The following is a 23,879-nucleotide window of genomic DNA, read 5'->3' on the forward strand; positions in this document are numbered from 1 at the left end:
GGGTCAGTCCGTGACGACCGCCAGCAGGGTGCCCACCTCGACCTGCTGGCCGGTGCGGGCGGGCAGGGCGGTGAGGGTGCCGGCGGACGGCGAGGTGATCTTGTGTTCCATCTTCATCGCCTCCAGCCAGAGCAGTGGCTGCCCGGGCTCGACCCGGGCACCCTCGGCGACCCCGTCCGCGATCCGGACCACCGTGCCGGGCATGGGGGCGAGCAGGGAGCCCGGCTCGGTGCGGGCCGCCGGGTCGGGGAAGCGGGGCAGTGCGGTCAGGATGCAGGTGCCCTGGGGGGTGTCCACGTGGATCCGGTCACCGTAGCGGGTGATCGTGAACGTGCGGCGTACGCCGTCCACTTCGAGGACGACGAGGTCCGCCGCGGCGCGCACCACGCGCACCCCGTCGGCGGTCAGGCCGTCCCTGGTGTGCCGGTAGTGGACCTCGTGTTCGGTGCCGTCGGGTTCGGTGCGGTAGCGCTTGGTCTGCGGCTGCGACGGCAGGTTGCGGAAGCCGCCGAAGCGGGAGCGGCCGTGGGCGTCGGCGAGGGCGGCGGCGAGCGGGGCGCAGGGGTCGGCGGCGGGTGCGGTGAGGGTGTCCAGGTGCCGTTCGTAGAAGCCGGTGTCCATACGGGCCCCGGTGAACTCGGGGTGCCGCAGGGACCGTACGAGGAGGTCCCGGTTGGTGACGGGCCCGTGGACAGCGGCCCGCTCCAGGGCTCCGGCGAGCCGGCGCACCGCCTCGTCGCGGGTGGGGGCGTGGGTGACGGCCTTGGCGAGCATCGCGTCGTAGTGCACACCGATCGGGTCGCCGTCGCGGTACCCGGTGTCGAGGCGTACGCCGGGAACGGTGAGGCGATGCAGGGTGCCGGTCTGCGGGGCCCAGCCGGCGGCCGGGTCCTCCGCGTACAGGCGGGCCTCGACGGCGTGACCCCGCGGGGCCGGGGGCTCGCCCTCCAGGGGGCTGCCCTCGGCGAGGCGGATCTGGAGGGCGACCAGGTCGATCCCGTACACGGCCTCGGTGACGGGGTGTTCGACCTGGAGGCGGGTGTTCATCTCCAGGAAGTGGGCCCGGCCGTCGGCGACCAGGAATTCGACGGTGCCGGCGCCGACGTAGCCGGTGACCCGTGCCGCGTGTTCCGCCCTCTCGTGGAGGGAGGCGGTCAGTTGGGGGGACAGGCCCGGCGCCGGCGCCTCCTCGATGACCTTCTGGTGGCGCCGCTGGAGCGAGCAATCCCGGGTGCCGAGTACCCACACGGTGCCCCGGTCGTCGGCGAGGATCTGCACCTCGACGTGGCGGCCGCCCTCGACATAGGGCTCGACGAACACCTCGCCGTCGCCGAAGGCACTGCGCGCCTCGGCCCGCGCCGCCGTCAACTCGCCGTCCAGCTCGGCGAGTTCGCGTACGATCCGCATACCGCGGCCGCCGCCGCCCGCCGCCGCCTTCACCAGGACGGGCAGGTCGCCGGCCGTGACCGTCTTCAGGGGCGCGACGCCCATGAGCTCCTTGGCGCGCGTCTTGGAGGCCATCGCCTCGATCGCCCCGGGCGGCGGTCCGATCCAGATCAGTCCGGCGTCGAGGACGGCCCGCGCGAAGCCGGCGTGTTCGGACAGGAACCCGTAGCCGGGGTGCACGGCGTCGGCGCCCGCGTCCAGGGCCGCCTTCACCAGGAGGTCACCGCGCAGATATGTCTCGGCGGGCGTCGCCCCCGGGAGCCGCACCGCGATGTCGGCCTGGCGGGTGTGGAGGGCGTCGGCGTCGGCGTCGGAGTGCACGGCGACGGTGCGGATGCCCAGCTCGCGGCAGGTACGGAAGACCCGGCAGGCGATCTCGCCACGGTTGGCGACGAGTACAGAGGTGATCATGTGGACCTCACATCCGGAAGACGCCGAACCCACCGCGTGCGCCTTCCACCGGCGCCGTGTGGATCGCGGACAGACACAGGCCGAGCACAGTGCGGGTGTCGCGCGGGTCGATGACGCCGTCGTCGTAGAGCCGCCCGGACAGGAACATCGGCAGCGACTCCGCCTCGATCTGCTGCTCCACCATCGCCCGCAGCCCGGCGTCGGCCTCCGCGGCCTTGTCGTCGTATGGCTGCCCCTTGGCCGCCGCCGAGGCGCGGGCGACGATCGACAGCACGCCGGCGAGCTGCTGCGGCCCCATCACGGCGGATTTGGCGCTCGGCCAGGCGAAGAGGAAGCGGGGGTCGTAGGCGCGGCCGCACATCCCGTAGTGGCCGGCGCCGTAGGAGGCGCCCATCAGGACGGAGAGGTGCGGGACCTTCGAGTTCGACACCGCGTTGATCATCATCGCGCCGTGTTTGATGATGCCGCCCTGCTCGTACTCCTTGCCGACCATGTAGCCGGTGGTGTTGTGCAGGAAGAGCAGCGGGATGTCGCGCTGGTTGGCCAGCTGGATGAACTGCGCGGCCTTCTGGGACTCCGCGCTGAAGAGCACGCCCTGGGCGTTGGCGAGGATGCCGACCGGGTAGCCGTGCAGCTCGGCCCAGCCGGTCACCAGACTCGCTCCGTACAGCGGTTTGAACTCGTCGAAGTCGGAGCCGTCGACGATCCGGGCGATGACCTCGCGGGGGTCGAAGGGCGCCTTGAGGTCGCCGGGGACGATGCCGAGCAGTTCGTCCTGGTCGTACGCGGGGGGCGCGGCGGGTCCCGGATCGGGGTGCGCCTTGCGCCGGTTGAGGCGGGCGACCACCCGCCGTGCCTGGCGCAGTGCGTCGGGTTCGTCGAGGGCGAAGTGGTCCGCGAGCCCGGAGGTGCGGGCGTGCATCCCGGCCCCGCCCAGCGACTCGTCGTCGCTCTCCTCACCGGTCGCCATCTTCACCAGCGGCGGCCCGCCGAGGAAGACCTTGGCCCGCTCCTTGACCATGATGACGTGGTCGGACATGCCGGGGACGTACGCGCCGCCCGCGGTGGAGTTGCCGAAGACCACGGCGACGGTCGGTATGCCGGCGGCCGACAGCCGGGTCAGGTCCTTGAACAGCGCCCCGCCCGGAATGAAGATCTCCTTCTGGCTGGGCAGGTCCGCCCCGCCGGACTCGACCAGCGAGACCACCGGGAGCCGGTTGGCGAAGGCGATCTCGTTGGCCCGCAGCGCCTTCTTCAGCGTCCAGGGGTTGGAGGCGCCGCCGCGCACCGTCGGGTCGTTGGCGGTGATCAGGCACTCCACGCCCTCGATCACCCCGATGCCGGTGACCAGCGAGGCGCCTGTCCGGTAGTCGCTGCCCCAGGCCGCGAGCGGGGACAGCTCCAGGAAGGGGGTGTCGGGGTCGACCAGCAGCTCGATCCGCTCCCGGGCGAGCAGTTTGCCGCGTTCCCGGTGCCGGGTGCGGTACTTCTCGCCGCCGCCCGCGAGCGCCTTGGCGTGCTCGGCGTCGAGCTCGGCCAGCTTTCCGAGCATCGCCGCCCGGCGCTCCGCGTACTCGGCGCCGGTCGGGTCCAGCGCGGTCCTGAGCACGGTCACAGCAGTACCTCCGGTATGTCCAGGTGCCGCGCGCGCAGCCACTCCCCCACGGCCTTGGCCTGCGGGTCGAACCGGGCCTGGGCGGCCACGCCCGCACCGAGCAGCCCGTCGACGACGAAGTTGAGCGCACGCAGATTCGGCAGCAGATGCCGCTCGACGGGCAGGGCCGCGGTCTCGGGCAGGAGCTGCCGGAACCGCTCGACGGTCAGCTCATGTGCCAGCCAGCGCCAGGCGTCGTCCGTACGGACCCACACCCCGACGTTCGCCGCACCGCCCTTGTCGCCGCTGCGAGCCCCGGCGATCCGGCCGAGGGGCGCCCGCCGGGTGCCCGCCCCCGGCAGCGGTTCGGGCAGCGGCGGATCCGGCAGCCGCACCAACTCCCTTGCCGCAGGCGGAGGTTGGATGTCCATCCGGCTGCCGTCCGGCAGTACGGCGCGGTGCGGCACCTCGTCCGCCGGCACCGCCACCGCCTCGAAGACCCCGTACGGGGAGCCCTTCCCGGGCGGTGCGGTGAGGTGGAAGCCGGGGTAGCTGGCCAGCGCCAGTTCGACCGCGGCGCCGCTGACCACCCGCCCCACCGCGTCCTGGTCGGCGTCCCGCACCACCAGCCGCAGCAGCGCGCTCGCCTCCTCCTGGACGTCCGCGTCGTCCCGGTCGGTGCGGGCCAGCGTCCAGCGCACCTCGGCCGGGCGCGCACCGGCGGCCTCGAACGCCGCCTCCATCTGCGCCCGCACCAGTGCGGCCTTGGCCGGCACCTCCAGCCCGGTCAGCACGAAGGTGACCTCGTTGCGCCAGCCGCCGAGGCGGGTGAGCCCGGCCTTGAGGGTGGGCGGCGGGGCCTCGCCTCGTACCCCGTCGATCCGGACCCGGTCCGGGCCGTCCTGGGTGAGCCGTACGGTGTCCAGCCGCGCCGTCACGTCCGGTCCGGCGTAGCGCGCGCCGGACGTCTCGTACAGCAGCTGGGCGGTGACGGTACCGGTGGTGACCGCGCCGCCGGTGCCCGGATGCTTGGTGATCACGCAGCTGCCGTCGGCGGCGATCTCGGCGAGCGGGAAGCCGGGCCACCGTACGTCATGGCCGCCGAAGAAGGAGTAGTTGCCGCCGGTGGCCTGGGTTCCGCACTCCAGGACGTGCCCGGCGACCACCGCGCCGGCCAGCTGGTCCAGGTCCTCAGGGCGCCAGCCGAAGTGCGCCTGGGCCGCGCCGCTGACCAGTGCGGCATCGGTGACCCGCCCGGTGATCACCACATCGGCCCCGGCGCGCAGACAGGCGGCGATCCCGCCGCCGCCCAGATAGGCGTTGGCGGTCAGCACCCCCTCGCCCCAGCCCCCACGGGCCAGCAGATCGTCCCCCTCCACATGCGCCACCCGTACGGAAACGCCGGCCTTCTGCGCCAACTCCCGTACGGCGTCGGCGAGTCCGGCCGGGTTGAGCCCGCCCGCGTTGGCGACGATCCGCACCCCGCGCTCGGCGGCGAGCCCCAGCCCCTCCTCCAGCTGCCGCAGAAAGGTCCTGGCGTAGCCGCGTGCGGGGTCCTTGAGCCGGTCGCGCCCCAGGATGAGCATGGTCAGCTCGGCGAGGTAGTCACCGGTCAGGACGTCCAGGGGGCCGCCGGTGAGCATCTCGCGCAGCGCGTCGAACCGGTCCCCGTAGAAGCCGGAGGCGTTGCCGATCCGCAGCGGCTCGCCGCCGCTCATCCGGCGCCGCCCCGCGACCTGGGCGCGCGGCCCTTCCCCGGCGGGCCCGCGAAGGCCTGGGCGATCCCCAGCCACCGCTCGGCCTGGGCCCCTTCGGCCCGCAGGGACGGCAGGTCGTCGCGGTGCGCCCGCTGGGTCACCAGCAGGCAGAACTCCAGGGCGTCCCCGGTCACCCGCTGCCCGGCGCCGGCCGGCCCGTACTCCCACCGAGCCCCGTCCGGCGCCCGCAGCTCGACCCGGAACTCCTCTGCGGGCGGGGTCAGTTGATGAGTGACATAGGCGAAGTCCCGGGTCCGCACCCCGATCCGGGCGATATGCCGCAGCCGGGCGGTGGGGAGGCGTACGACGCCCAGCGCATCGGCGACGTCCTGGCCGTGCGCCCAGGTCTCCATCAGCCGCGCGGTGGCCATCGAGGCGACGCTCATCGGCGGGCCGTACCACGGAAGTTTCCCGCCCGCCGGATGCGCGGCGAGCACCCGGAGCAGTGCGTCACGGCCGTCGCGCCAGCCGGCCAGCAGCTCGGCGGGCGGGGTCTTCGCCCCCGCGGCGGCGGCCTCGTCGACAAAGGTCAGCGGCGAGGCAAGGGCCTCCTGCGCGGCCCGTACGAACCCCTCGGGGTCGGTGGCGGAGCGCAGCGCCTGCCGGTCGGTCCACGCCAGGTGGGCGATCTGGTGGGCGATGGTCCAGCCCTCGGCGGGTGTCGGCTCCGCCCAGCGCCCGGCGGGAAGCCCGGCGACCAGCGCGTCCAGCTCCTCACTCTCCGCCCTGAGATCCGCCAGTACGGCGCCGGGATCCAACACGCGGCACTCCCCTCGTCGGCCCCATGTGGCGTAGGGCCTGTCGTCAAACTCCCGTCGTTCGCCCGAAGGGCGGGCCCCGCGGCGTCTGGTGCGTGCGATCGCAAGGCGGAGGGTCGCCCCGATACTGGGTGTATCGGGGCGATCCCGACAACGCGGCGAGCGTGCGTGCCAGGCGTCGCGGGGCAGGCGGGAGTTTGACGACAGGCCCTACGGCCAGGGCAGGTTGACAGGTGTTGTGGTGCGGTTCGGGTCCGAGGGTGGCAGCGCGGCGAGAAACAATCAAGCACGCCTGCATGATTTTCTCGCCGCCGCCGGACACCCCGCCGGGCCGCGGCGATGGCCGGATTCCCCTCGCCCGCACGGCGGAGACGCCCGGTACCCCGGGCGGACGGCGGACCGCGGCCGGCCGACGAGGCTGTGAGGGTCCCTCCGTGGTGCCGACACGGATGCCTCCCACGGCAGGCGCCACGGGGGGGCACCACGGAGGGCACCACGGAGGGCAGTTGTCCACCTCACGAAAGGTCCTGAAGATGCGCACTTCCCCGAAGAGACGAGCCGTCGGCGTCGGCGCGGCGGCCGCCGCTCTCCTCATCGCCTGCGGAGCCACCTCGGCCTCGGCCTCGTCACCGGCCTCGTCACCGGCCGGACCGGCGGCCCGCCCGGCGGCCGCCCCGTACGTCACCCTGACGGTCGGCAACATCCACGGCGCCCCCGCCTACGCCAAGCCGTCCTCGTCCAGCCAGCGCTTCCGGACGTTCCGGTACGGCACCGAGCTCGAGATCGCCTGTCAGACCACCAGGACGCCTTCGGGGCACCTGTGGTACCTGCTGTACAACACCATGCCGACGACGTGGGTGTACTCGGGGAACTTCTTCTCCCCCGCGCACCCGCCGAGGGAATGCTGAGGGGCGGTACTGCTGAGGGGCCGTGCTTCCCTGATGGGCCTCGGCGGGCGGCCCCTCGGCTCAGCCGTGAGCCCCCGCGCTCCGTACCGCGCCCACGCTCGCGACCACGACGAGCCCGATCGCCAGCACCTCGGCCCACCCCAGCGCCTGGTGCAGCACCAGGAAGCCCGCGGCGGCCGCGGCGGCCGGCTCCAGGCTCATCATGACCGCGAAGCCGGAGGCCGGGAGCTTGCGCAGGGCGAGCAGTTCCAGCGTGTAGGGCAGCACGGACGACATCAGGGCGACCGCGGCACCCAGGCCCAGGGTGACCGGGTCGAGCAGTGCGGAGCCCGCGCCCGCGATACCGAGCGGCAGGCTGAGCACCGCGGCGACGGTCATCGCCAGCGCCAGCCCGTCCGCCTGCGGGAAGCGCTGTCCCGTCCGCGCGGAGAGCAGGATGTACGCGGCCCACAGCCCGCCGGCCGCCAGTGCGCACGCCGCGCCGACGAGGTTGAGCCCGTCGAACCCCTCGCGCCCCAGCAGCACCACCCCGCCCAGCGCCAGCGCCGCCCACAGCAGACTCAGCAGTCGGCGCGAGGTGGCCACCGACAGGATCAGCGGACCGAGGAACTCCAGGGTGACCGCGGCGCCCAGCGGGATACGGTCGATCGCCTGGTAGAGGAGCGAGTTCATACCGACCAGTGCGACGCCGAAGGCGAGCACCGTCGCCCAGTCACCGCGCCGGTACCCCCGCACCCTGGGGCGGCAGACCACCAGCAGCACCAGGGACGCCACGGCCAGCCGCAGGGTGACCACGCCCAGCGCGCCCACCCGCGGAAAGAGCAGCACCGCGACCGACGCCCCGAACTGCAACGAGACGATGCCGCCGATCACCAGCGCCACCGACGCGATCCGCCCCCGTGCCCCGGACGCACCGCCGGGCCCCGCCGCGGCCTGCGCGCTCAGCACCTCCGGCGAGGGCGGCACCGGATGCGGCAGCCCGCCGTCGGCCGGGTCGGCAGAGGCCGAAGGGGCGGGATCTATGGATGTGGCGGGATTGACAGAAGTGGCGGGTATCCGTCCCTCGGGACCGGCGGGCGAAGGGTTCACCCCACCACGCTAAGGCCCGCCGTTCCGGTCCGTGAAATGCTGTTTCCCCCCTTGTTATGCTCCCCACGCATGAGCATCGAGCTGCGCCACTTCCGCTGCTTTCTGGCCATCGCCGACACCCTCAGCGTGACCCGCGCCGCCAGCCGTCTGCATCTGACCCAGCCCGCCGTCTCCCGCACCCTGCGCCAGCTGGAGCAGGCGCTGGGCGCCCGCCTCGTCGACCGCTCCACCCACCACCTGGCGCTCACCCCCGACGGCCACGCCTTCCGCGACCGGGCCGCGCTCGCGGTGACCGCCTTCGAGCGCGCCCTCCGCTACGCCGACCACACCACCTGGCCCCTGCGCCTGGGCCACGCCTGGTCCGCCGCCGGCACGGACACCACCGCCCTGCTCCGCCGCTGGCGCGAGGCCCACCCCGACACCCCGCTCGAACTCCGCCGCATCGACGACCGCACGGCCGGCCTGGCCCGCGGCGAGGTGGACGCCGCACTGCTGCGCGGCGAGGTCGACGCACCGGGCCTGGTCACCGAACGGCTCACCACCGAACCCCGGGTCGCAGGACTCCCCGCCGACGACCCCCTGGCCCACCGCACCGCCCTCTCCCTCTCCGACCTGGCCGGCCGCACCCTCGCCGTCAACACCGTCTCCGGCATCACCACTCTCGACCTGTGGCCGCCCACCGCCCGCCCGTCGTCCACCCTCACCATCGGCAACACCGACGACTGGATCGCCGCCATCACCGGCGGCCGCGCCGTGGGCGTCACCACCTCCGCCACCGCCGAGATGCACCCCCACCCCGCCATGTCCTACATCCCCCTCACCGACGCCCCGCCCGTCCCCGTGGTCCTCGCCTGGCGCGCCGGCCCCGGTCACCCGCGGATCCGGGACCTGGTGGCACTGGCCCGGGAGGTCATGGGGCAGGACCGGGCGTGATCACGAGCAGGCCGCAACGCAACAGGGGCGGGCCGGTCCCCGCTGCGACGAACGCCCGTGGACCGGCCCACCCCCTGTCGGCGGATTCCGTCAGAGCGTGAACTGACTGACCACGGCCCGGTGATCGGACGGCCAGTTCTCCTTCTCACCGCCGTAGACCTTCGAGCTGGTGGCGTCCAGCGAGCCGCCCTTGTACAGGATGAAGTCGATGCGGTCCTGGGGCTCGGGCTTGTTGCCGTAGTCGCTGTTGGTGGCGACCTTCGGGCTCCAGGTGTCGCCGGGGGAAGCCGCCTCGTCCGGGTTGACCTCACGGTAGGAGTCCCCGAACCCCCCGTTGGCGAACGCCTTTGTCGCGGGCCATTCCACGACCGAGTCACAGTGCTTCGCCTTGGTCTTCTCGGTCCAGTCCATGTGGGACGGGGAGTTGAGGTCCCCGGCGATGATCGCTGGTGAGGAACCGGCCCACTTGACGATCGACTCGGCCTGCTGCTTGCGCTCGGCCTCGTCCGCGTAGATCGCCTCGTAGCTGTCCTTGTCGAAACAGGCGTTGTACGGCCCGTACTTCGTGTAGCCCAGGTGGATCGAGTACACCCAGACTCCCTTGATTTTCGCCGCCACCGCCACGTCCGACAGCGAGTCGACCTTCTCGATGGGCTGACTGCTGATGACGTCGACGTCCAAACCGCTCTGCGTGTAGTGCTCCCAGCCCAGCTTCTCGGCGATCTGCTTGGTGACGGCCTTGTCGGTCTCCTGGAGGGCCACTACCTCGGTCCCGGAAGCCTTGATCTCCTGGACGGTCGTATTGACCCCGTCCGTGACCTGGGAGCCGCCGTGCCAGGTGTTGAGGCTCATCACGGTCAGCGTCTCGTCGTCCGCCTGGGCGGTGCTCACCGTGGCGACGGAGACCGCCGCACTCAGGGCGAACGCGGCAGCAATTGCGGGTATGACGCGTCGTCGGTTCATCGTGTGGACTCCTTGGTGGGGGGTGGCATCAACGTGCCAGATGTGAATGGAGTAGCCACTAACAGAGATTGAACGAATGAGACGCCATCGCTCAACCAACCACGCCGCCTGACGGCCTCATTGGGCCCCGGACCGGGCCCTGTCTTGGCTCGGCTTTCCACGCGACCGTCCGCCGCACCGGGAGTCCCGACCCCGCCGCGGTCCGGCTCGCACCGCCGTTCAAGCCCCTGGCCGGTGCGGCCTGTTCGCACGTCAGTACCCTGCAAGGCCTACCGTCCAGCCGACCAGCACCCCGGGGGATCACCCTGTCCGCGCACCCTCCGCCCCACGGCGGCCCCGCCCCGTACGGCCCTCAGCCGCCCGGCCCGGGCCCGTACGGCCCCCAGCCGGCGTACGGCCAACCGCCGGTGTACCCCCAGCAACAGGCCTACGCCCAGCAGCCGCCCTACGGCGGCCAGGCCGCGCACCCGCAGTGGATCCCGCCGGGCGAGCCGGTGTTCGTCCCGACGGGGAAGGTCCAGCGCAGGTGGGTCCGTCCGCTGGTCGCGCTCGGCGCGCTGGCGGCCGTCGCCTCCGGGTTCGCGCTGCTGAGCTGGCTGGCGGACGACGGCAAGCCACCGGTCAAGACCGCCGAGGAGGCCGTCCTCGGGGACTGCCTGGAGAACCGCGGGACCGGCGAGGACCCCAACCTCTTCGTCATCGACTGCAAGAACCCCAAGGCCAGATACCGGTACGTGTCCCGCGGCCAGTGCCGTCCCGAAGACGACCGCTATGAGTACGGCCGCCGCTACGCGAAGAGCACGATGTGCCTGATGAGGGTCACCCACTGAGCGCCGGACGATCGCCGCGCCGGGGGTCAGCCCGGAGCGGGTAGTGCCCCGGCGGGGGCGTACGGCCCCCCGACCCCCCACGCTTGGTGCATCGCGTCCGCGAACGCCTCCGCCAGCAGATGTTCGCCCCACTCCGAGGGGTGGGTCCCGTCATACGTGGCGCGGTCGGTCTCCCACCCCGCGGGTTCGGAGGCCAGCAGCAGCGGGGACCCCGGCGTGGAGAGGTCCGCGACGGTCTTGGCGAGGAGTTCGTTGAAGTGCTCGCACTGGGCGGCGAAGGCGGGGTCGGCGGTGGCGCGGACGTTGGGGATGACGGGCATCACGACGGCCCGGATGTGCGGTGTCGCGGCCCGTGCCCGGGCCACGAACTCCCGTACGTTCCGGGCGGTCTGCTCGGCGTTGGTGTAGAAGCCGAGGTCTATCAGGCCCAGCGAGATCAGCAGGGTGTCGGCGTCGTGGTGGCGCACCGCGTCGCCGATCAGCGGCGCCATGTGCAGCCAGCCCTCGCCCCAGCCGGCGAGATGGGAGCGGGCCTCCTCGGGGAAGGAGGGGTCGGCGTAGGCGTCCGAGGTGGCGGCGTCCTCGGCGGCGTCGTGCAGCGTCCGGCGCGGGCCGACGATGCGGTACGGGCCGCCGTGGGTGGCGTTCAGGTGCTGCCACATGCGGTAGCGCCAGGTGAAATCGCCGGTGCTGCCGATCGTCATCGAGTCACCGACGAACATGATCCTCATCCGGTCATGATGGCCGAGAACCCCTACCGGCGGGTACGTGACGCTGGCCACGCCCGCCGGCAGCGCGCCCGGGATGGCAGTCTGTGCCCATGCGTTCGCTTCTGTGCGCGGCCGGTGCCGCGGGGGTCCTGTGGGTGGCGGCGGCCGGGGTGGCCGTCGCCGATGATCCGGCCGGCTTCTCCGTGCGCGATCCCCGGATAAGCGAGTCCAGCGGCCTGGCCGCCAGCCGGCTGCACCCCGGGATCTACTGGACCCACAACGACAGCGATGACGGCCCGTACATCTACGCCGTCGACAGCGCCTCCGGCCGTACCGTCGCCAGGATCACACTGCGCGGCATCGGTGCGCCGCGCGATGTCGAGGCCATCTCGGCCGGCCCGGACGGCGCCCTCTACGTCGGCGACATCGGCGACAACTACGGCGGCAAGTGGGACCACGTGTGGATCTACCGCTTCCCCGAGCCGAAGCGGCTGCGCGATGCCACCGTCACCGCCACCCAGTTCAATGTGCGGTACGCGGACGGTCCGCGGGACGCCGAGGCGCTGATGGTGCACCCCAAAACCGGCCGGGTCTACCTCGCCAGCAAGAAGCAGGACGGCAGCGGCGCGCTCTACGAGGGCCCGCGACACCTGACCACCGGCGGCATCAACACCTTCCGCAGGGTCGCACCGGTCGACCTGTGGGCGACCGACGGCGCCTTCTCGCCGGACGGTACGCGGCTGGTGCTGCGCAGCTACTTCGGCGCCCGCATCTACCGCTGGCAGGACGGCCGCCCCAAGGACCTCGGCAGCGTGGGCGTCCCCATCCAGCAGCAGGGCGAGTCGGTCACCTTCACCCCCGACGGGCGCACCCTGATGTACGGCTCCGAGGGCCACGACAGCGAGGTCAAACCGGTCGGCCTGAGCGACCGGCAGCTGCCGGAGTCGGCGCGGGACGCCGACGATCCGGCGAACCCGGACGGGAACAACCGGCCCGGAGGGAAGGGGAGTTCGGGGGCGGACGAGCTGGACCCGGGCTTCGTCAAGGGGGCGATGGTGCTCGCGGTGGCGACGGCACTGGTCGTGGCGGTACGGCGGCTGCTGCGGCGACGGTCCTAGGAGATGTCCTCCCGGTCGTGCCGGGCTCACGAAGGCTGCTTCTCCTCGGTCACCAGCCGCAGTTCGTAATGGAGGGTCCGCTGCTTCTTCAGCCGGTGCGCCAGCGGCACCAGCAGCCCGTGGAGCAGCGGGTACTTGCGGGTCAGCGACCGCTCGGCCCGCCGGTACTCCCGGGTCTGCGGATCCAGCAGCCGCACGCGGGCCCTGACGGCCGGTCCGGTGGGGCGGCCCCGCCAGGTGGACGGGCAGATCTCCACCTCCGGGAAGTTCCGCATCCGCTTGGCCTTCCAGGCGTCGCCGTACGTGCGGAAGTAGGCGTGGTCCCCGTCGACGGCGATATTGACCGGTGTGCCGACACCGGTGCCGTCCCGCTTGTACGTGGTCAGCAAGATCGTCCCTTGCCGCTCGAAGGGGGCGAGGCCGGGGCTGGGGAGAGTCGTCATGCCTCCCATACAGGCACATCCAGGCCGTTTTCGTCATGCTCCGGTGCGTCCGTTCGGGGGACCCTCCCGGCGTCCGTCCGGGTGATCCTCGTCAGGAGCGGGGGCAACGGACGCCCCAGGCCCCGGCGGACGCCCGCCGGGGCCTGGGGGAACGCGTGCCGAACCGGCTGCTACAGCCGGCCGATCACATGGTCGATGCAGGCCGTCAGGGCCTCGACGTCCGACGGCTCGATCGCCGGGAACATCGCGATCCGCAGCTGGTTGCGGCCGAGCTTGCGGTACGGCTCGGTGTCGACGATGCCGTTGGCGCGCAGCGCCTTGGCGACGGCGGCCGCGTCGATGTCGTCGTTGAAGTCGATCGTGCCGATGACCTGCGAGCGCTTGGCCGGGTCGGTGACGAACGGGGTGGCGTACTTGGAGTCCTCGGCCCAGCCGTAGAGGGTGCGCGCGGAGGTGGCGGTGCGGCGGACCGCCCAGTCCAGGCCGCCCTGGCCGTTGATCCACTCCAGCTGCTCGTTGAGCAGGAAGAGGGTGGACAGCGCCGGGGTGTTGTACGTCTGGTTCTTGCGGGAGTTGTCGATCGCCGTGGGGAGCGAGAAGAACTCCGGGATGTGGCGGCCGGACGCGTGGATCCGCTCGGCGCGCTCGATCGCGGCCGGGGAGAAGACGCCGAGCCACAGTCCGCCGTCGGAGGCGAAGGACTTCTGCGGGGCGAAGTAGTAGACATCGGTCTCGGCGATGTCGACGGGCAGGCCGCCGGCGCCGGAGGTGGCGTCGACCAGGACGAGCGAGCCGGCGTCGGCGCCCGCGACGCGCTTGAGGGGCGCGGCGACACCGGTCGAGGTCTCGTTGTGGGTGAAGGCGTAGACGTCCACGCCCTCCTCGGCCTGCGGCTCCGGGTGGCTGCCCGGGTCGGCGGAGATGACGGTGGGCTCCGCCAGCCACGGCGCCAGCTTGGCGGCCTTGGCGAACTTCGAGGAGAACTCACCGAAGGTGAGGTGCTGGGACTTGGCGTCGATCAGGCCGTGCGTCGCGATGTCCCAGAACGCGGTGGAACCGCCGTTGCCGAGGATGACCTCGTAGCCCTCGGGGAGCTGGAAGAGCTCGCGTACGCCGTCGCGCACCTTGCCGACCAGGTTCTTGACCGGGGGCTGGCGGTGGGACGTACCGAGCAGGGAGCTACCGGTGGCGGCGAGCGCGTCGAGCGCCTCCGTACGCACCTTGGAGGGGCCCGCGCCGAAGCGTCCGTCGGCGGGCTTGATGTCAGCGGGAATCTGGATATCAGCCACGGGGGAAGCCTAATCCGTCGCCGTCCGCGGCCCGACGGCGCGTCCAGCGGGTGAGATGCCGGTGGATCGCAGGGTGGACGGTGCGGCGGGAAGCCCTAGGGGGTGTCTTCTGCGTAGACGGCGGCGGTGGCGGCCGCGGCCTCGGCCAGCACCCGGCGGGCCTCGGGCGGGCCGAGCACCTCCAGGGAATCACCGAACTGGAGCAGCTGGCGGACGGCGTTGACGACGGGGTAGGCCAGCTCGATGACCGCCCACCCGGGGTCCTCGTGGTCCGCGCCCTCTTCGGTGTCCCCCGTACGAGGTGGCCCGGTCAGCGCCCCGCCCAGGATCCGTACCGCCAGATCGAGCCGGTCGCGGCGGATCCGGGCGGTCACCCGTACGTCCGCGGGCCGCTCCTCCACCTCGCGCCGCAGCTGCTGCCACACCTCGGAGAGCTCCACGCCCGGGCAGCGCCGCACCGGGGCGTCGGTCAGCGTCGCGCGCGCCACCCGGTCGGCCCGGAACAGCTGCGGCCTGCCGCGCCGGTCGGCGACGAGGTACCAGGTGCCGGCCTTGGCCACCAGCCCGTACGGATCGACGGTGTAGCTGCGCAGCCGGGTCTCGCCGCTGTGGCGGTAGCGGATCCGCAGCCGCAGGTCGGTGAAGACGGCCTGGTGCAGTTCGGACAGGTCGACGGCGGGGCGGGGGCCGCTGAGCCAGCGGTCGGGGTCGACCAGGATGCGGCGGCCGGTCAGCTCCGCGGCCGGCCGGTGCGGGGCGGGCAGCGCGGCCATCACCTTGCGCAGCGCCGAGCCGAGCGCGTCGTCCAGGCCGAGGGCGGTGTGCGCGCCCTGTGCGGCCAGGACGAACAGGGCGCGCGCCTCGTCGGTGGTCAGCCCGGTGACATCCGTACGGAAGCCGGGCAGCAGCGCGATCCCGCCGTGCCGGCCGCGCTCGGCGTACACCGGGACGCCGGCCGCGGAGAGCGAGGCAACATCGCGGTGGACGGTACGGGTGGAGACCTCCAGCCGCGCGGCGAGCTCACCGGCCGGCACCCGGCCGCGGGTCTGGAGGAGCAGCAGGATCGAGAGCAGACGGTCCGACTTCACAGCCCGATTTATATATGACGGCGGATGTCAACTTATGGCGCCAGAGTGCCGGGCATGGAGATCAACGACCTCGCGCAGCCGTCCGCCCGCCCCACCCGCCCCACCCGCCCCGCTTCCGTCCTCGACCCCGCCGCCGTGGCCGCTCTCGTACGCCAGGTGCAGGGCCCCGTCCTGCTCCCCGGCGACGACGGCTACGACGCCGAGCGGTCCGGGTTCCAGCTGGCCCGCCGGCACCGGCCGGCCGTCATCGTCGGGGCCCGCTCCGCCGACGATGTGGTCGCCGCGGTGCGCTTCGCCCGCGACCAGGGGCTCCCGGTCGCCGTCCAGGCCACCGGGCACGGACTGTCCGCGGCCACCGACGGCGGGCTGCTGATCAGCACCCGGCGGATGGCCGGGGTACGGGTGGACCCGGCAGCCGGCACCGCACGGGTCGAAGCGGGCGTGGTCTGGGGCCAGGTCATCGAGGCCGCCGCCCCGCACGGCCTCGCACCGCTCAACGGCTCCTCCCCGGGCGTCGGCGTCATCTCGTACACCCTCGGCGGCGGCGTGGGCGTACTGGCCAGGACGTACGGCTTCGCCGCGGACCACGTACGGTCCGTCGACCTGGTCACCGCCCACGCCCGGCAGCTGCACCTGACCGCGGAGCGCGACCCCGAGCTGTTCGGGGCGCTGCTCGGCGGCGGCCACGGCCTCGGGGTGGTGACCGCGATGGAGTTCGCCCTGATGCCGGTGGACCGCCTCTACGGCGGGCAGCTGGTGTTCGGCGGCGCGCAGATCGACGAGGCGCTGGCGGCGTATCTGCGCTGGACCGCGACCGTCCCGGACGAGCTGACCTCGTCGCTCGCGCTGATCGCCTACCCCGACCTGCCGCAGCTGCCGGTGCCGCTGCGCGGCCGCTACCTCGCGCAGATCCGCATCGCCTACACCGGGAGCCCGCAGGACGGCGAACGGCTCGTGGCGCCGCTGCGCGCGGTCGGGCCGCGGGTGCGCGACGACCTGCGCGAGATGCCGTACACCGAGTCCCACACCATCCACCAGGACCCCAGCGACCCGCACGCCTACGACGGCGACAACGCGCTGCTCAGCGGGGTGGACGCGGCGGCACTGCGCCGGGTGGCCGCACTGACCGGGCCGGCCGCGCCGGTGATGTGCGTGGTCCAGCTCAACCACCTCGGGGGCGCGCTGGCCCACGGCCGCGGCACGGTCGGACACCGCAACGCCCGCTACGCCCTGCGACTGCTCTCCCCGCTGGACGGCACGGACCTGGCGACCGTACGGACGCTGCACGCCGAAGCGCTCGCCGCCGTCGAGCCCTGGCGGCTCGGCCGGAGCGTGAACTTCCTCTTCGGCGGCCACGGGGAGCGGCCCGACGCGGCCGAGGTGGCGCGCAGCGTGCACGACGCCGGGGAACACCGCCGGCTGACGGACCTCAAGGCCGCCCACGACCCGGAGAACCTCTTCCGCTTCCACCCGGCGGCGGCCGCCGTGGACGGCCGCGCACCGGCCGCCGCCACCACGCTCTCCCCCTGACAGTCCCGCCGGGGAGCCATCACCCCGTCCCAGTGGGCAGGCTGGAGACATGGCTGAACGCAGGGAGACGGAGCAGCGGGATCTGGCGAAGGAGTTGGCGGCCGCGGTACGAGGGGAGGTTTCGTTCACCGCGGCCGACCGGGCACTGATGACCATGGACGCGTCCAATTACCGGCGGGTGCCCGAGGCGGTGGTCGCCCCCCGGGACGCCGAGGACGTCGCGGCGGCGCTGCGGGTGTGCCGCGAGCACGGCGTACCGGTGGTGCCGCGCGGCGCAGGGACCAGCATCGCCGGGCAGGCGACCGGCGCCGGAGTGGTCCTGGACTTCACCCGGCACCTGCGGCGGATCGTGTCACTGGACCCGGACGCCCGCACCGCCGTCGTCCAGCCGGGCGTCATCCTCGACGACCTGCGGACGGCGGCCGGCCGCCACGGGCTCACCTTCGGCCCGGACCCCTCCACCCACAGCCGCTGCACCCTCGGCGGCATGATCGGCAACAACTCCTGCGGCTCGCACTCGGTGGCCTGGGGCACCACCGCCGACAACGTCCGCGCCCTGGAGGTGCTGACCTACGGCGGCGAGCAGGTACGCGCCGGGCGCGGCAGCGACCCCACCGGCGCCCCCACCGGACTGCCCCCGCACCTGCGGGACGGCGTCAAGACCCTGATCGACCGGGAGTTGGCGGTGCTGCGCACCGGCTACCCCGACCTGCCCCGCCGCATCTCCGGCTACGCACTCGACGCACTGCTGCCGGAACGCGGCACCGACCTCGCCCGCGCCCTGACCGGCAGCGAGGGCACCCTCGGCGTGCTGACCGAGGCCACCGTACGGCTCGTAAAGACCCCGGCAGCCCGGGTACTCGCCGTCCTCGCCTACCCCGACGAGAGCGCCGCCGCCGAAGCCGCGCACACCCTCCTCCCCCACCAGCCGATGACCGTCGAGGGGATGGCCGCCGACCTGGTGGGCGGCGCGGCCGGACTGCCCAAAGGCGGCGCCTGGCTGTTCGTGGAGATGGGCGGCGCAAGCCCCGCCGAGGCGACCGCCCGCGCCGAGGCACTGTGCCGGGCCGCCGCCGCGGACGGCACCACCGGCCACGCCGTCGTCACCGACCCGGCCGGCCAGCGGGCACTGTGGCGGATCCGCGAGGACGCCTCCGGCACCGCGACCCGCATGCCGGACGGCTCGGAGGCCTGGCCCGGCTGGGAGGACTGCGCCGTACCCCCCGCCCAACTGGGCCCCTACCTACGGGACTTCCGCTCCCTGCTCGCCCACCACGGCCTGCGCGGCACCCCCTACGGCCACTTCGGCGACGGCTGCATCCACATCCGGATCGACTTCGACCTGCTCACCGACACCGGCATCCGCCGCTTCCGCCGCTTCTCCTACGACCTGGCCGAATTGGTGGTCTCCCACGGCGGCTCGCTCTCCGGCGAACACGGCGACGGACAGGCCCGCGCCGAACTCCTGCCGAAGATGTACGGCCCCGAACTGGTCGGGCTGTTCGAACGATTCAAGGACCTCTGGGACCCGTCCGCCGGACTCAACCCCGGCATGCTCGTCCGCCCGGCCCGGCTCGACGAGAACCTCCGCTTCGCGCCACTGCCCAAGCGCCCGGTCCCCGTCGCCTTCGGCTACCCGCACGACGACGGCGACTTCACCGCCGCCGTACGCCGCTGCGTAGGCGTCGCCAAATGCCGCAACGCCGCTCTCCCACCGGGCTCCGCCGACGTCATGTGCCCCTCCTACCGCGCCACCGGCGAGGAGCAGCACTCCACCCGCGGCCGGGCCCGCCTGCTGCACGAGATGCTGGCCGGCGAGGTCATCACCGACGGCTGGCGCTCACCGGAGGTCCACGACGCCCTCGACCTCTGCCTCTCCTGCAAGGGCTGCCGCAGCGACTGCCCCGTCGGGGTGGACATGGCCACCTACAAGGCGGAGTTCCTCCACCACCACTACGAGGGCCGGCTGCGCCCCGCCTCCCACTACTCCATGGGCCGCCTCCCCCAGTGGCTGCACGCCGCCGCCCCCACCGCCCCCGCCCTCAACGCCCTCGCCCGTACGCCCCTGGCCGCCGTCGCCAAACGCCTCGCCGGTATCGCCCCCGAGCGGCCCCTCCCCACCCTGGCCACCGAAACCTTCACCCACTGGTGGCGGCACCGCCGCGCCACCGCCCCCACCACCGGCCCCGGCCGTACGGTCCTCCTCTGGCCCGACACCTTCACCAACCACCTCGCCCCGGAGGTCGGCCGCTCCGCCGTACGCGTCCTCGAAGCCGCCGGACTCCGCCCCCTCCTCCCGCCCGCCGCCCCACCACGCCCGGCCGGCGCCCTCCCCCTGCCGCGCCGCCACCGCCCCCTGTGCTGCGGCCTGACCTATGTCTCCACCGGCCAGCTCGACCAGGCCCGCGCGGTGATGCGCCGCACCGTCGACGTACTGACCCCGCTCCTGCGCCGCGGCCGCCCCCTGGTCGTCCTGGAACCGAGCTGCGCCGCCGCCCTCCGCACCGACCTCCCCGAACTCCTCCCCGACGACCCCCGGTCCGCCCGGCTGGCCGCCTCCGTACGCACCTTCGCCGAAGCCCTGGAGGAACTGGCCCCCGACTGGCAGCCCCCGCGCATCGACCGCCCGGTCGCCGGCCAGACCCACTGCCACCAGCACGCCGTCCTCGGCGACGCCGCCGACCGCCGCCTCCGCGAACGCGCCGGCCTGACCGGCCGGTTGAGCGGCGGCTGCTGCGGCCTGGCCGGCAACTTCGGCTTCGAACGCGGCCACTACGACGTCTCGGTCGCCTGCGCCGAGGACCAGCTCCTCCCCGCCGTAAGGGCGTGCTCCCCCACCACCGAAATCCTCGCGGACGGCTTCTCCTGCCGCACCCAGCTGGCCCACCTCTCCGACCGGCGGGGCCGGCACCTGGCGGAGGTACTGGCGGAAGGGCTGGACGCGGAGGAGGAAGCGGCGGCCGGCAAGACGGAAGGCGAAGAAGAGGAGGAGGACGAAGGAGAGGAGGAGGCAGGGTAAGAGGAGGGCAGGGTAAGAGGAAGGGCAGGAGGACCGGAAGGGGAGGAGGATCGGAAGGGGAGGACGAGCGGGGCCGGTACGGCCCACCGTGGCCGCCGCCCCGCAGGTCACCCACCCCGGTCCTTGCTTGGAGCGCACTTCAAGGCGTTGGCTGAGGAACCATGAAGTACACGCAGCTCGGACGCACCGGACTCAAGGTCAGCCGACTCGTCCTCGGGACGATGAACTTCGGGCCTCAGACCGACGAGGCCGACAGCCACACCATCATGGACGCGGCGCTCAGCGCCGGGATCAACTTCTTCGACACCGCCAACGTCTACGGCTGGGGCGCCAACAAGGGCCGCACCGAGGAGATCGTCGGGTCGTGGTTCGCCAAGGGCGGTGGCCGACGGGACAAGACCGTGCTGGCCACCAAGGTCTACGCCAACATGGCACCGGACGCCGACGGGGTCTGGCCCAACCACGACAAACTCTCCGCGCTCAACATCCGGCGCGCGGTCGACGCCAGCCTCAGGCGGCTGGGCACCGACCACATCGACCTCTACCAGTTCCACCACGTCGACCGGGACACGCCCTGGGAGGAGATCTGGCAGGCGATCGACGTCCTCGTCCAGCAGGGCAAGATCCTCTACGCCGGGTCGTCCAACCACGCCGGCTGGCACATCGCCCGGGCCAACGAGACCGCCGCCCGCCGCGGCTCGTACGGCCTGGTCAGCGAGCAGTGCCTGTACAACCTCGCCGAACGCCGCGCCGAGATGGAGGTCATCCCGGCCGCCCGCGGCTACGGCCTGGGCGTCCTCCCCTGGTCGCCGCTGCACGGCGGACTGCTCGGCGGCGCCCTCCGCAAGGAACGCGAGGGCGGCGCGGCCCGCACGGTCTCCGGGCGGTCGGCCGACTCCCTCGCCAATTCCACCATCCGCGCCCAGATCCAGTCCTACGAGGACCTGGTCGCCAAGTACGGCCTGGAGCCGGGCGAGGTCGCACTCGCCTGGCTGCTCACCCGGCCCGGAGTCACCGGCCCGGTCGTCGGCCCCCGTACCGCCGACCAGCTCGCCTCGGCGCTCCGCGCCGTCGAGCTGAAGCTGCCGGACGAGCTGCTGGTATCGCTCGACGAGATCTTCCCCGGTCCCGGCCCGTCACCCGAGGCCTTCGCCTGGTGAGGGGGCCGGTGCGCGGGCGGTGAGGGTGAGGCGGGCGGTGCGCGGACGGTCGCCGGTGAGGCGGCCGGTGCGTGGACGGCGACGGTGAGCCGGGCGGTGCGCGGACGGTCGCCGGTGCGGGGGCCGGTGCGTGGACGGCGACGGTGAGCCGGGCGGGCCTCAGCGCACGGCTGCCGCCACGATCACGACGACGAGCAGCACGGCGAAGAGGCCGGACATGATCCGGTTACGGGTTTTGGGATCCACCCTCTGAGCGTAACGGGGGCGGACCCGAACATTTCACCGGGCCGGGAGGGGACGGGACGGGCGGGCCGTGCGGGGACGGGCGGGCGCCCGTCACTGCCCCAGCGGCCAGGAGGCGATCTCCTCGTAGTGCGGCTGGGCGCCCGCCACCCCGGGGGCCGGTGGCCGGCTGTGCATCAGTGAGAGCGCCCCGACGGTCCAGGGGGAGCCGGCGAACTCCTTGAGGGCGCTCGCGTACGGGGCCAGATTCAGGCCGTGGACGCGGTTTCTGGCGAGGGTGAGGTGCGGGGTGTACGGGCGGTGCTCGTCCGTCATGAAGACACCCGCACGCCGGCCCGCCGCTGCCGCCGAACCGGCGAGCTTGCCCATCGCGGGGCGGTCGCCGTCGGCCCCCGCCCACACCACCCGGTCGGAGAACCGGCCACCGCCGGCGATCCGCAGCTCATAGGGGTCACGCCGGTGGGCCGCGCGGGCCAGGCGCTCCTGGAGACCGGGCAGGAGCTCGTCGGACACCTCGCCGTAGAAGGCCACGGTGAAGTGCCAGCCGTCCCGGCCGGTCCAGCGCAGCCGGTCCGCGGCCGGGAGCCGCTTCAACTGCGCCACCTCGGCGGCCAGTTCTTCGAGCGCACGGGCGGGCGGCAGCACAGCGGCGAACAGTCTCATGAGTCAGGCGTACGTCCCCCGGCCGCGGCCGTCAATTCCACCGGGCCTTCCGCCGGGCTCTCCGCCTGGCCCTTCGCCGGGCTCTCCGCCGGGCCTTCCGCCTGGCCCTCCGCCGGGGCCCTCGGTCTGGCCTTGCCACGGAACCGACGACCAACCGGCCGGCCCGCCCTATGCCACCGGGGCCAGCTCCTTCTCCCCCCGCGGCGCCGAATCCGTACCCCGCGGCACAAAAGCGACATGCTGATGCCCACGACGCAGATCGATCTTCAGACGGAGGCCGCCCACCCGGGCCAGGACCAGGCCGACGAAGGCCGCGGCCGCCAGCGAGACCACACCGCCCGCCATAAAGCCGACCCGGGCCCCGAAGGCATCGGTCACCCAGCCGACGAGCGGGGCTCCGAGCGGCGTACCACCCATGAACACCATCATGAACAGGCTCATCACCCGTCCCCGCATCACCGGATCGGTGGCCATCTGCACGCTGGAGTTGGCGGTGACATTGATCGTCAGACCGACCATGCCGATCGGGGCGAGGAGAGCCGCGAAGACCCAGAACGACGGGGCGAGGGCCGCCGTGATCTCCAAGATTCCGAAGACCATCGCCGCGCCGACCAGCAGCCGCAGCCGGGAACTGCCGCGCCGGGCCGCAAGCAGCGCACCGATCAGGGAACCGGCCGCCATCAGCCCGTTGAACAGGGCATACGTACCGGCGCCCTGATGGAACACGTGGTAGACGAACGCGGTCAGCCAGATCGGGAAATTGAAGCCGAATGTGCCGATGAACCCGACCAGAACGATGGGCCAGACAAGCTCGGGACGCCCGGAGACATAACGCAGGCCCTCACGCAGCTGCCCCTTGCTGCGCGGCACCCGGTCGGCCTTGTGGAGCTCGGCGGTCCGCATCATCAGCAGCCCGGTGACCGGCGCGATGAACGAGAGGCCGTTGAACAGGAAGGCCCAGCCGCTGCCGAAGGCCGTGATCAGAACACCGGCGACGGCGGGGCCGATCAGCCGCGCGGACTGGAAATTGGCCGAGTTGAGGCTGACGGCGTTGCGCAGATCGTCCTGGCCGACCATCTCGGAGACAAACGCCTGCCGCGCCGGATTGTCGACGACCGTGGCCAGCCCGAGGAGGAAGGCAACGAGATAGACATGCCAGACCTGCACCTGCCCGCTGAGCGTGAGCACGGCCAGAGCCAGCCCGGTCAGCCCCATCGCGGACTGGGTCAGCAACAGCAGCCTGCGCTTGGCGAAGCGATCGGCGATCACGCCGCCGTACAGCCCGAAGAGCAGCATCGGCAGGAACTGCAACGCGGTGGTGATCCCGACCGCGGCAGACGAACCGGTAAGGCTGAGCACCAGCCAGTCCTGGGCAATGCGCTGCATCCAGGTACCGGTGTTGGACACCATCTGACCAGTGGCGAAGAGCCGGTAGTTACGTATACGGAGCGAACTGAACGTGCCCTTGCGCGGCGGGGCGGCGGGGCTCGTGGTGGTACCGGCGGCGCGGCCGGTGGTACCGGCGGCGGGGCCGGTGGTGGTGGCGGCGGGCCCGGTCGTAGCAGTGGCGGCGCCGGTCGCGGCGGTGGAACCGGCATCTGGGCCGGCGGTCGTACCGGCGGTGGCAGTAGCCGCGGTGGCGGTATCAGGGGCGGCGGCGCCTCGGGTGCCCCCAGGGGCGGCGCCCCGTGCGGTAGCAGTAGCGGCCGCATTCCCAGCCGCGTTCCCGGCCGCGTTCCCGATGACGGTCGAGGCCATACCGCCGGAAAGCGTGCCGTCGGAATCCGTACCGTCGGAATCCGTGTTGCCGGAAACCGTGCTGTCGAGAACCGTGTCCTCGGAAACCGTGTCGTGGTGGAAGTTCGGTGCGGGGGCGGAGTGTGCTCCGGATCCCGTACTCAAAGTGGGTTCGCCTCCTTGACCTGGG

The 23,879-nt window shown here is 72.9% G+C and carries 19 protein-coding genes; 7 read left to right on the top strand and 12 right to left on the bottom strand.

From position 1 onward, the window contains the following. Positions 1-3: 3 nt before the first annotated feature. The 4 genes from ACZ55A_RS10885 to ACZ55A_RS10900 are packed head-to-tail and all read right to left on the bottom strand — an operon-like array spanning position 4 to position 5,969. Positions 4-1,857, bottom strand: a complete 1,854-nt coding sequence (locus tag ACZ55A_RS10885; protein ID WP_468837321.1) for an acetyl/propionyl/methylcrotonyl-CoA carboxylase subunit alpha — start codon at positions 1,855-1,857, stop codon at positions 4-6. A gap of 7 nt (positions 1,858-1,864) precedes the next feature. After that, entirely contained in the window at positions 1,865-3,472 is a 1,608-nt protein-coding gene (locus ACZ55A_RS10890; protein WP_468837324.1) for an acyl-CoA carboxylase subunit beta, read from the bottom strand. Further along, entirely contained in the window at positions 3,469-5,169 is a 1,701-nt protein-coding gene (locus ACZ55A_RS10895; RefSeq protein WP_468837327.1) for an acyclic terpene utilization AtuA family protein, read from the bottom strand. The genes ACZ55A_RS10890 and ACZ55A_RS10895 overlap by 4 nt, the downstream gene beginning before the upstream one ends. Further along, complete coding sequence (locus ACZ55A_RS10900) at positions 5,166-5,969, bottom strand: TIGR03084 family metal-binding protein (RefSeq protein ID WP_468837330.1); 804 nt, start codon at positions 5,967-5,969, stop codon at positions 5,166-5,168. The genes ACZ55A_RS10895 and ACZ55A_RS10900 overlap by 4 nt, the downstream gene beginning before the upstream one ends. A 530-nt stretch (positions 5,970-6,499) precedes the next feature. On the opposite strand from ACZ55A_RS10900, the gene ACZ55A_RS10905 reads away from it, so the two are divergent. After that, the gene (locus tag ACZ55A_RS10905) at positions 6,500-6,874 is read left to right on the top strand and encodes a hypothetical protein (RefSeq protein ID WP_468837333.1); all 375 of its coding nucleotides are present in this window, start codon (positions 6,500-6,502) and stop codon (positions 6,872-6,874) included. Between the two features lie 60 nt (positions 6,875-6,934). Here the strand turns inward: ACZ55A_RS10905 and ACZ55A_RS10910 are convergent, their stop codons facing one another. Continuing rightward, positions 6,935-7,819, bottom strand: a complete 885-nt coding sequence (locus tag ACZ55A_RS10910; RefSeq protein ID WP_468837950.1) for an EamA family transporter — start codon at positions 7,817-7,819, stop codon at positions 6,935-6,937. A gap of 213 nt (positions 7,820-8,032) precedes the next feature. Here ACZ55A_RS10910 and ACZ55A_RS10915 point away from each other — a divergent pair, with 213 nt between their 5' ends. Further along, positions 8,033-8,896 carry a LysR family transcriptional regulator gene (locus ACZ55A_RS10915; protein ID WP_468837335.1) on the top strand — a complete coding sequence of 288 codons (864 nt, stop codon included), beginning with the start codon at positions 8,033-8,035 and terminating at the stop codon, positions 8,894-8,896. Positions 8,897-8,986: 90 nt separating this feature from the next. On the opposite strand, the gene ACZ55A_RS10920 is transcribed toward ACZ55A_RS10915, so the two are convergent. Further along, complete coding sequence (locus ACZ55A_RS10920; protein WP_468837338.1) at positions 8,987-9,859, bottom strand: endonuclease/exonuclease/phosphatase family protein; 873 nt, start codon at positions 9,857-9,859, stop codon at positions 8,987-8,989. A gap of 407 nt (positions 9,860-10,266) precedes the next feature. On the opposite strand from ACZ55A_RS10920, the gene ACZ55A_RS10925 reads away from it, so the two are divergent. Then, positions 10,267-10,689, top strand: coding sequence for an LppU/SCO3897 family protein (locus ACZ55A_RS10925; RefSeq protein ID WP_468837341.1), 423 nt, complete (start codon positions 10,267-10,269; stop codon positions 10,687-10,689). Between the two features lie 26 nt (positions 10,690-10,715). On the opposite strand, the gene ACZ55A_RS10930 is transcribed toward ACZ55A_RS10925, so the two are convergent. Beyond that, positions 10,716-11,411 carry a GDSL-type esterase/lipase family protein gene (locus ACZ55A_RS10930; protein ID WP_468837953.1) on the bottom strand — a complete coding sequence of 232 codons (696 nt, stop codon included), beginning with the start codon at positions 11,409-11,411 and terminating at the stop codon, positions 10,716-10,718. A 98-nt stretch (positions 11,412-11,509) separates the two neighbouring features. On the opposite strand from ACZ55A_RS10930, the gene ACZ55A_RS10935 reads away from it, so the two are divergent. Continuing rightward, complete coding sequence (locus ACZ55A_RS10935; RefSeq protein ID WP_468837344.1) at positions 11,510-12,517, top strand: hypothetical protein; 1,008 nt, start codon at positions 11,510-11,512, stop codon at positions 12,515-12,517. A gap of 26 nt (positions 12,518-12,543) precedes the next feature. Here ACZ55A_RS10935 and ACZ55A_RS10940 read toward each other — a convergent pair whose 3' ends face one another. The 3 genes from ACZ55A_RS10940 to ACZ55A_RS10950 form a co-directional block, all read right to left on the bottom strand. Continuing rightward, positions 12,544-12,960 (bottom strand): PPOX class F420-dependent oxidoreductase, encoded by a 417-nt coding sequence (locus tag ACZ55A_RS10940; protein ID WP_468837347.1) that lies wholly within the window; start codon positions 12,958-12,960, stop codon positions 12,544-12,546. A gap of 170 nt (positions 12,961-13,130) precedes the next feature. Continuing rightward, on the bottom strand, positions 13,131-14,249 hold the full coding sequence (serC, locus tag ACZ55A_RS10945; protein WP_468837350.1) for a phosphoserine transaminase: 1,119 nt from the start codon (positions 14,247-14,249) through the stop codon (positions 13,131-13,133). Positions 14,250-14,344: 95 nt separating this feature from the next. Continuing rightward, positions 14,345-15,337: a helix-turn-helix transcriptional regulator gene (locus tag ACZ55A_RS10950; RefSeq protein WP_468837353.1), complete on the bottom strand. Its 993-nt coding sequence runs from the start codon at positions 15,335-15,337 to the stop codon at positions 14,345-14,347. A gap of 54 nt (positions 15,338-15,391) precedes the next feature. Here ACZ55A_RS10950 and ACZ55A_RS10955 point away from each other — a divergent pair, with 54 nt between their 5' ends. From ACZ55A_RS10955 to ACZ55A_RS10965, 3 genes are all read left to right on the top strand, one after another. Then, positions 15,392-16,867: an FAD-binding oxidoreductase gene (locus ACZ55A_RS10955; RefSeq protein WP_468837356.1), complete on the top strand. Its 1,476-nt coding sequence runs from the start codon at positions 15,392-15,394 to the stop codon at positions 16,865-16,867. 49 nt (positions 16,868-16,916) lie between these two features. After that, positions 16,917-19,886, top strand: a complete 2,970-nt coding sequence (locus ACZ55A_RS10960) for an FAD-binding and (Fe-S)-binding domain-containing protein (RefSeq protein WP_468837359.1) — start codon at positions 16,917-16,919, stop codon at positions 19,884-19,886. A gap of 161 nt (positions 19,887-20,047) precedes the next feature. Continuing rightward, positions 20,048-21,046, top strand: a complete 999-nt coding sequence (locus tag ACZ55A_RS10965) for an aldo/keto reductase (RefSeq protein ID WP_468837362.1) — start codon at positions 20,048-20,050, stop codon at positions 21,044-21,046. Between the two features lie 336 nt (positions 21,047-21,382). Here the strand turns inward: ACZ55A_RS10965 and thpR are convergent, their stop codons facing one another. Further along, positions 21,383-21,952: an RNA 2',3'-cyclic phosphodiesterase gene (gene thpR, locus ACZ55A_RS10970; protein WP_468837365.1), complete on the bottom strand. Its 570-nt coding sequence runs from the start codon at positions 21,950-21,952 to the stop codon at positions 21,383-21,385. 168 nt (positions 21,953-22,120) lie between these two features. After that, a complete protein-coding gene (locus ACZ55A_RS10975; protein ID WP_468837955.1) occupies positions 22,121-23,710 on the bottom strand; it encodes an MFS transporter in 1,590 nt (529 codons plus the stop codon). Between the last annotated feature and the right edge of the window lie 169 nt (positions 23,711-23,879).

Source organism: Streptomyces sp. NPDC034111, assembly GCF_055575375.1.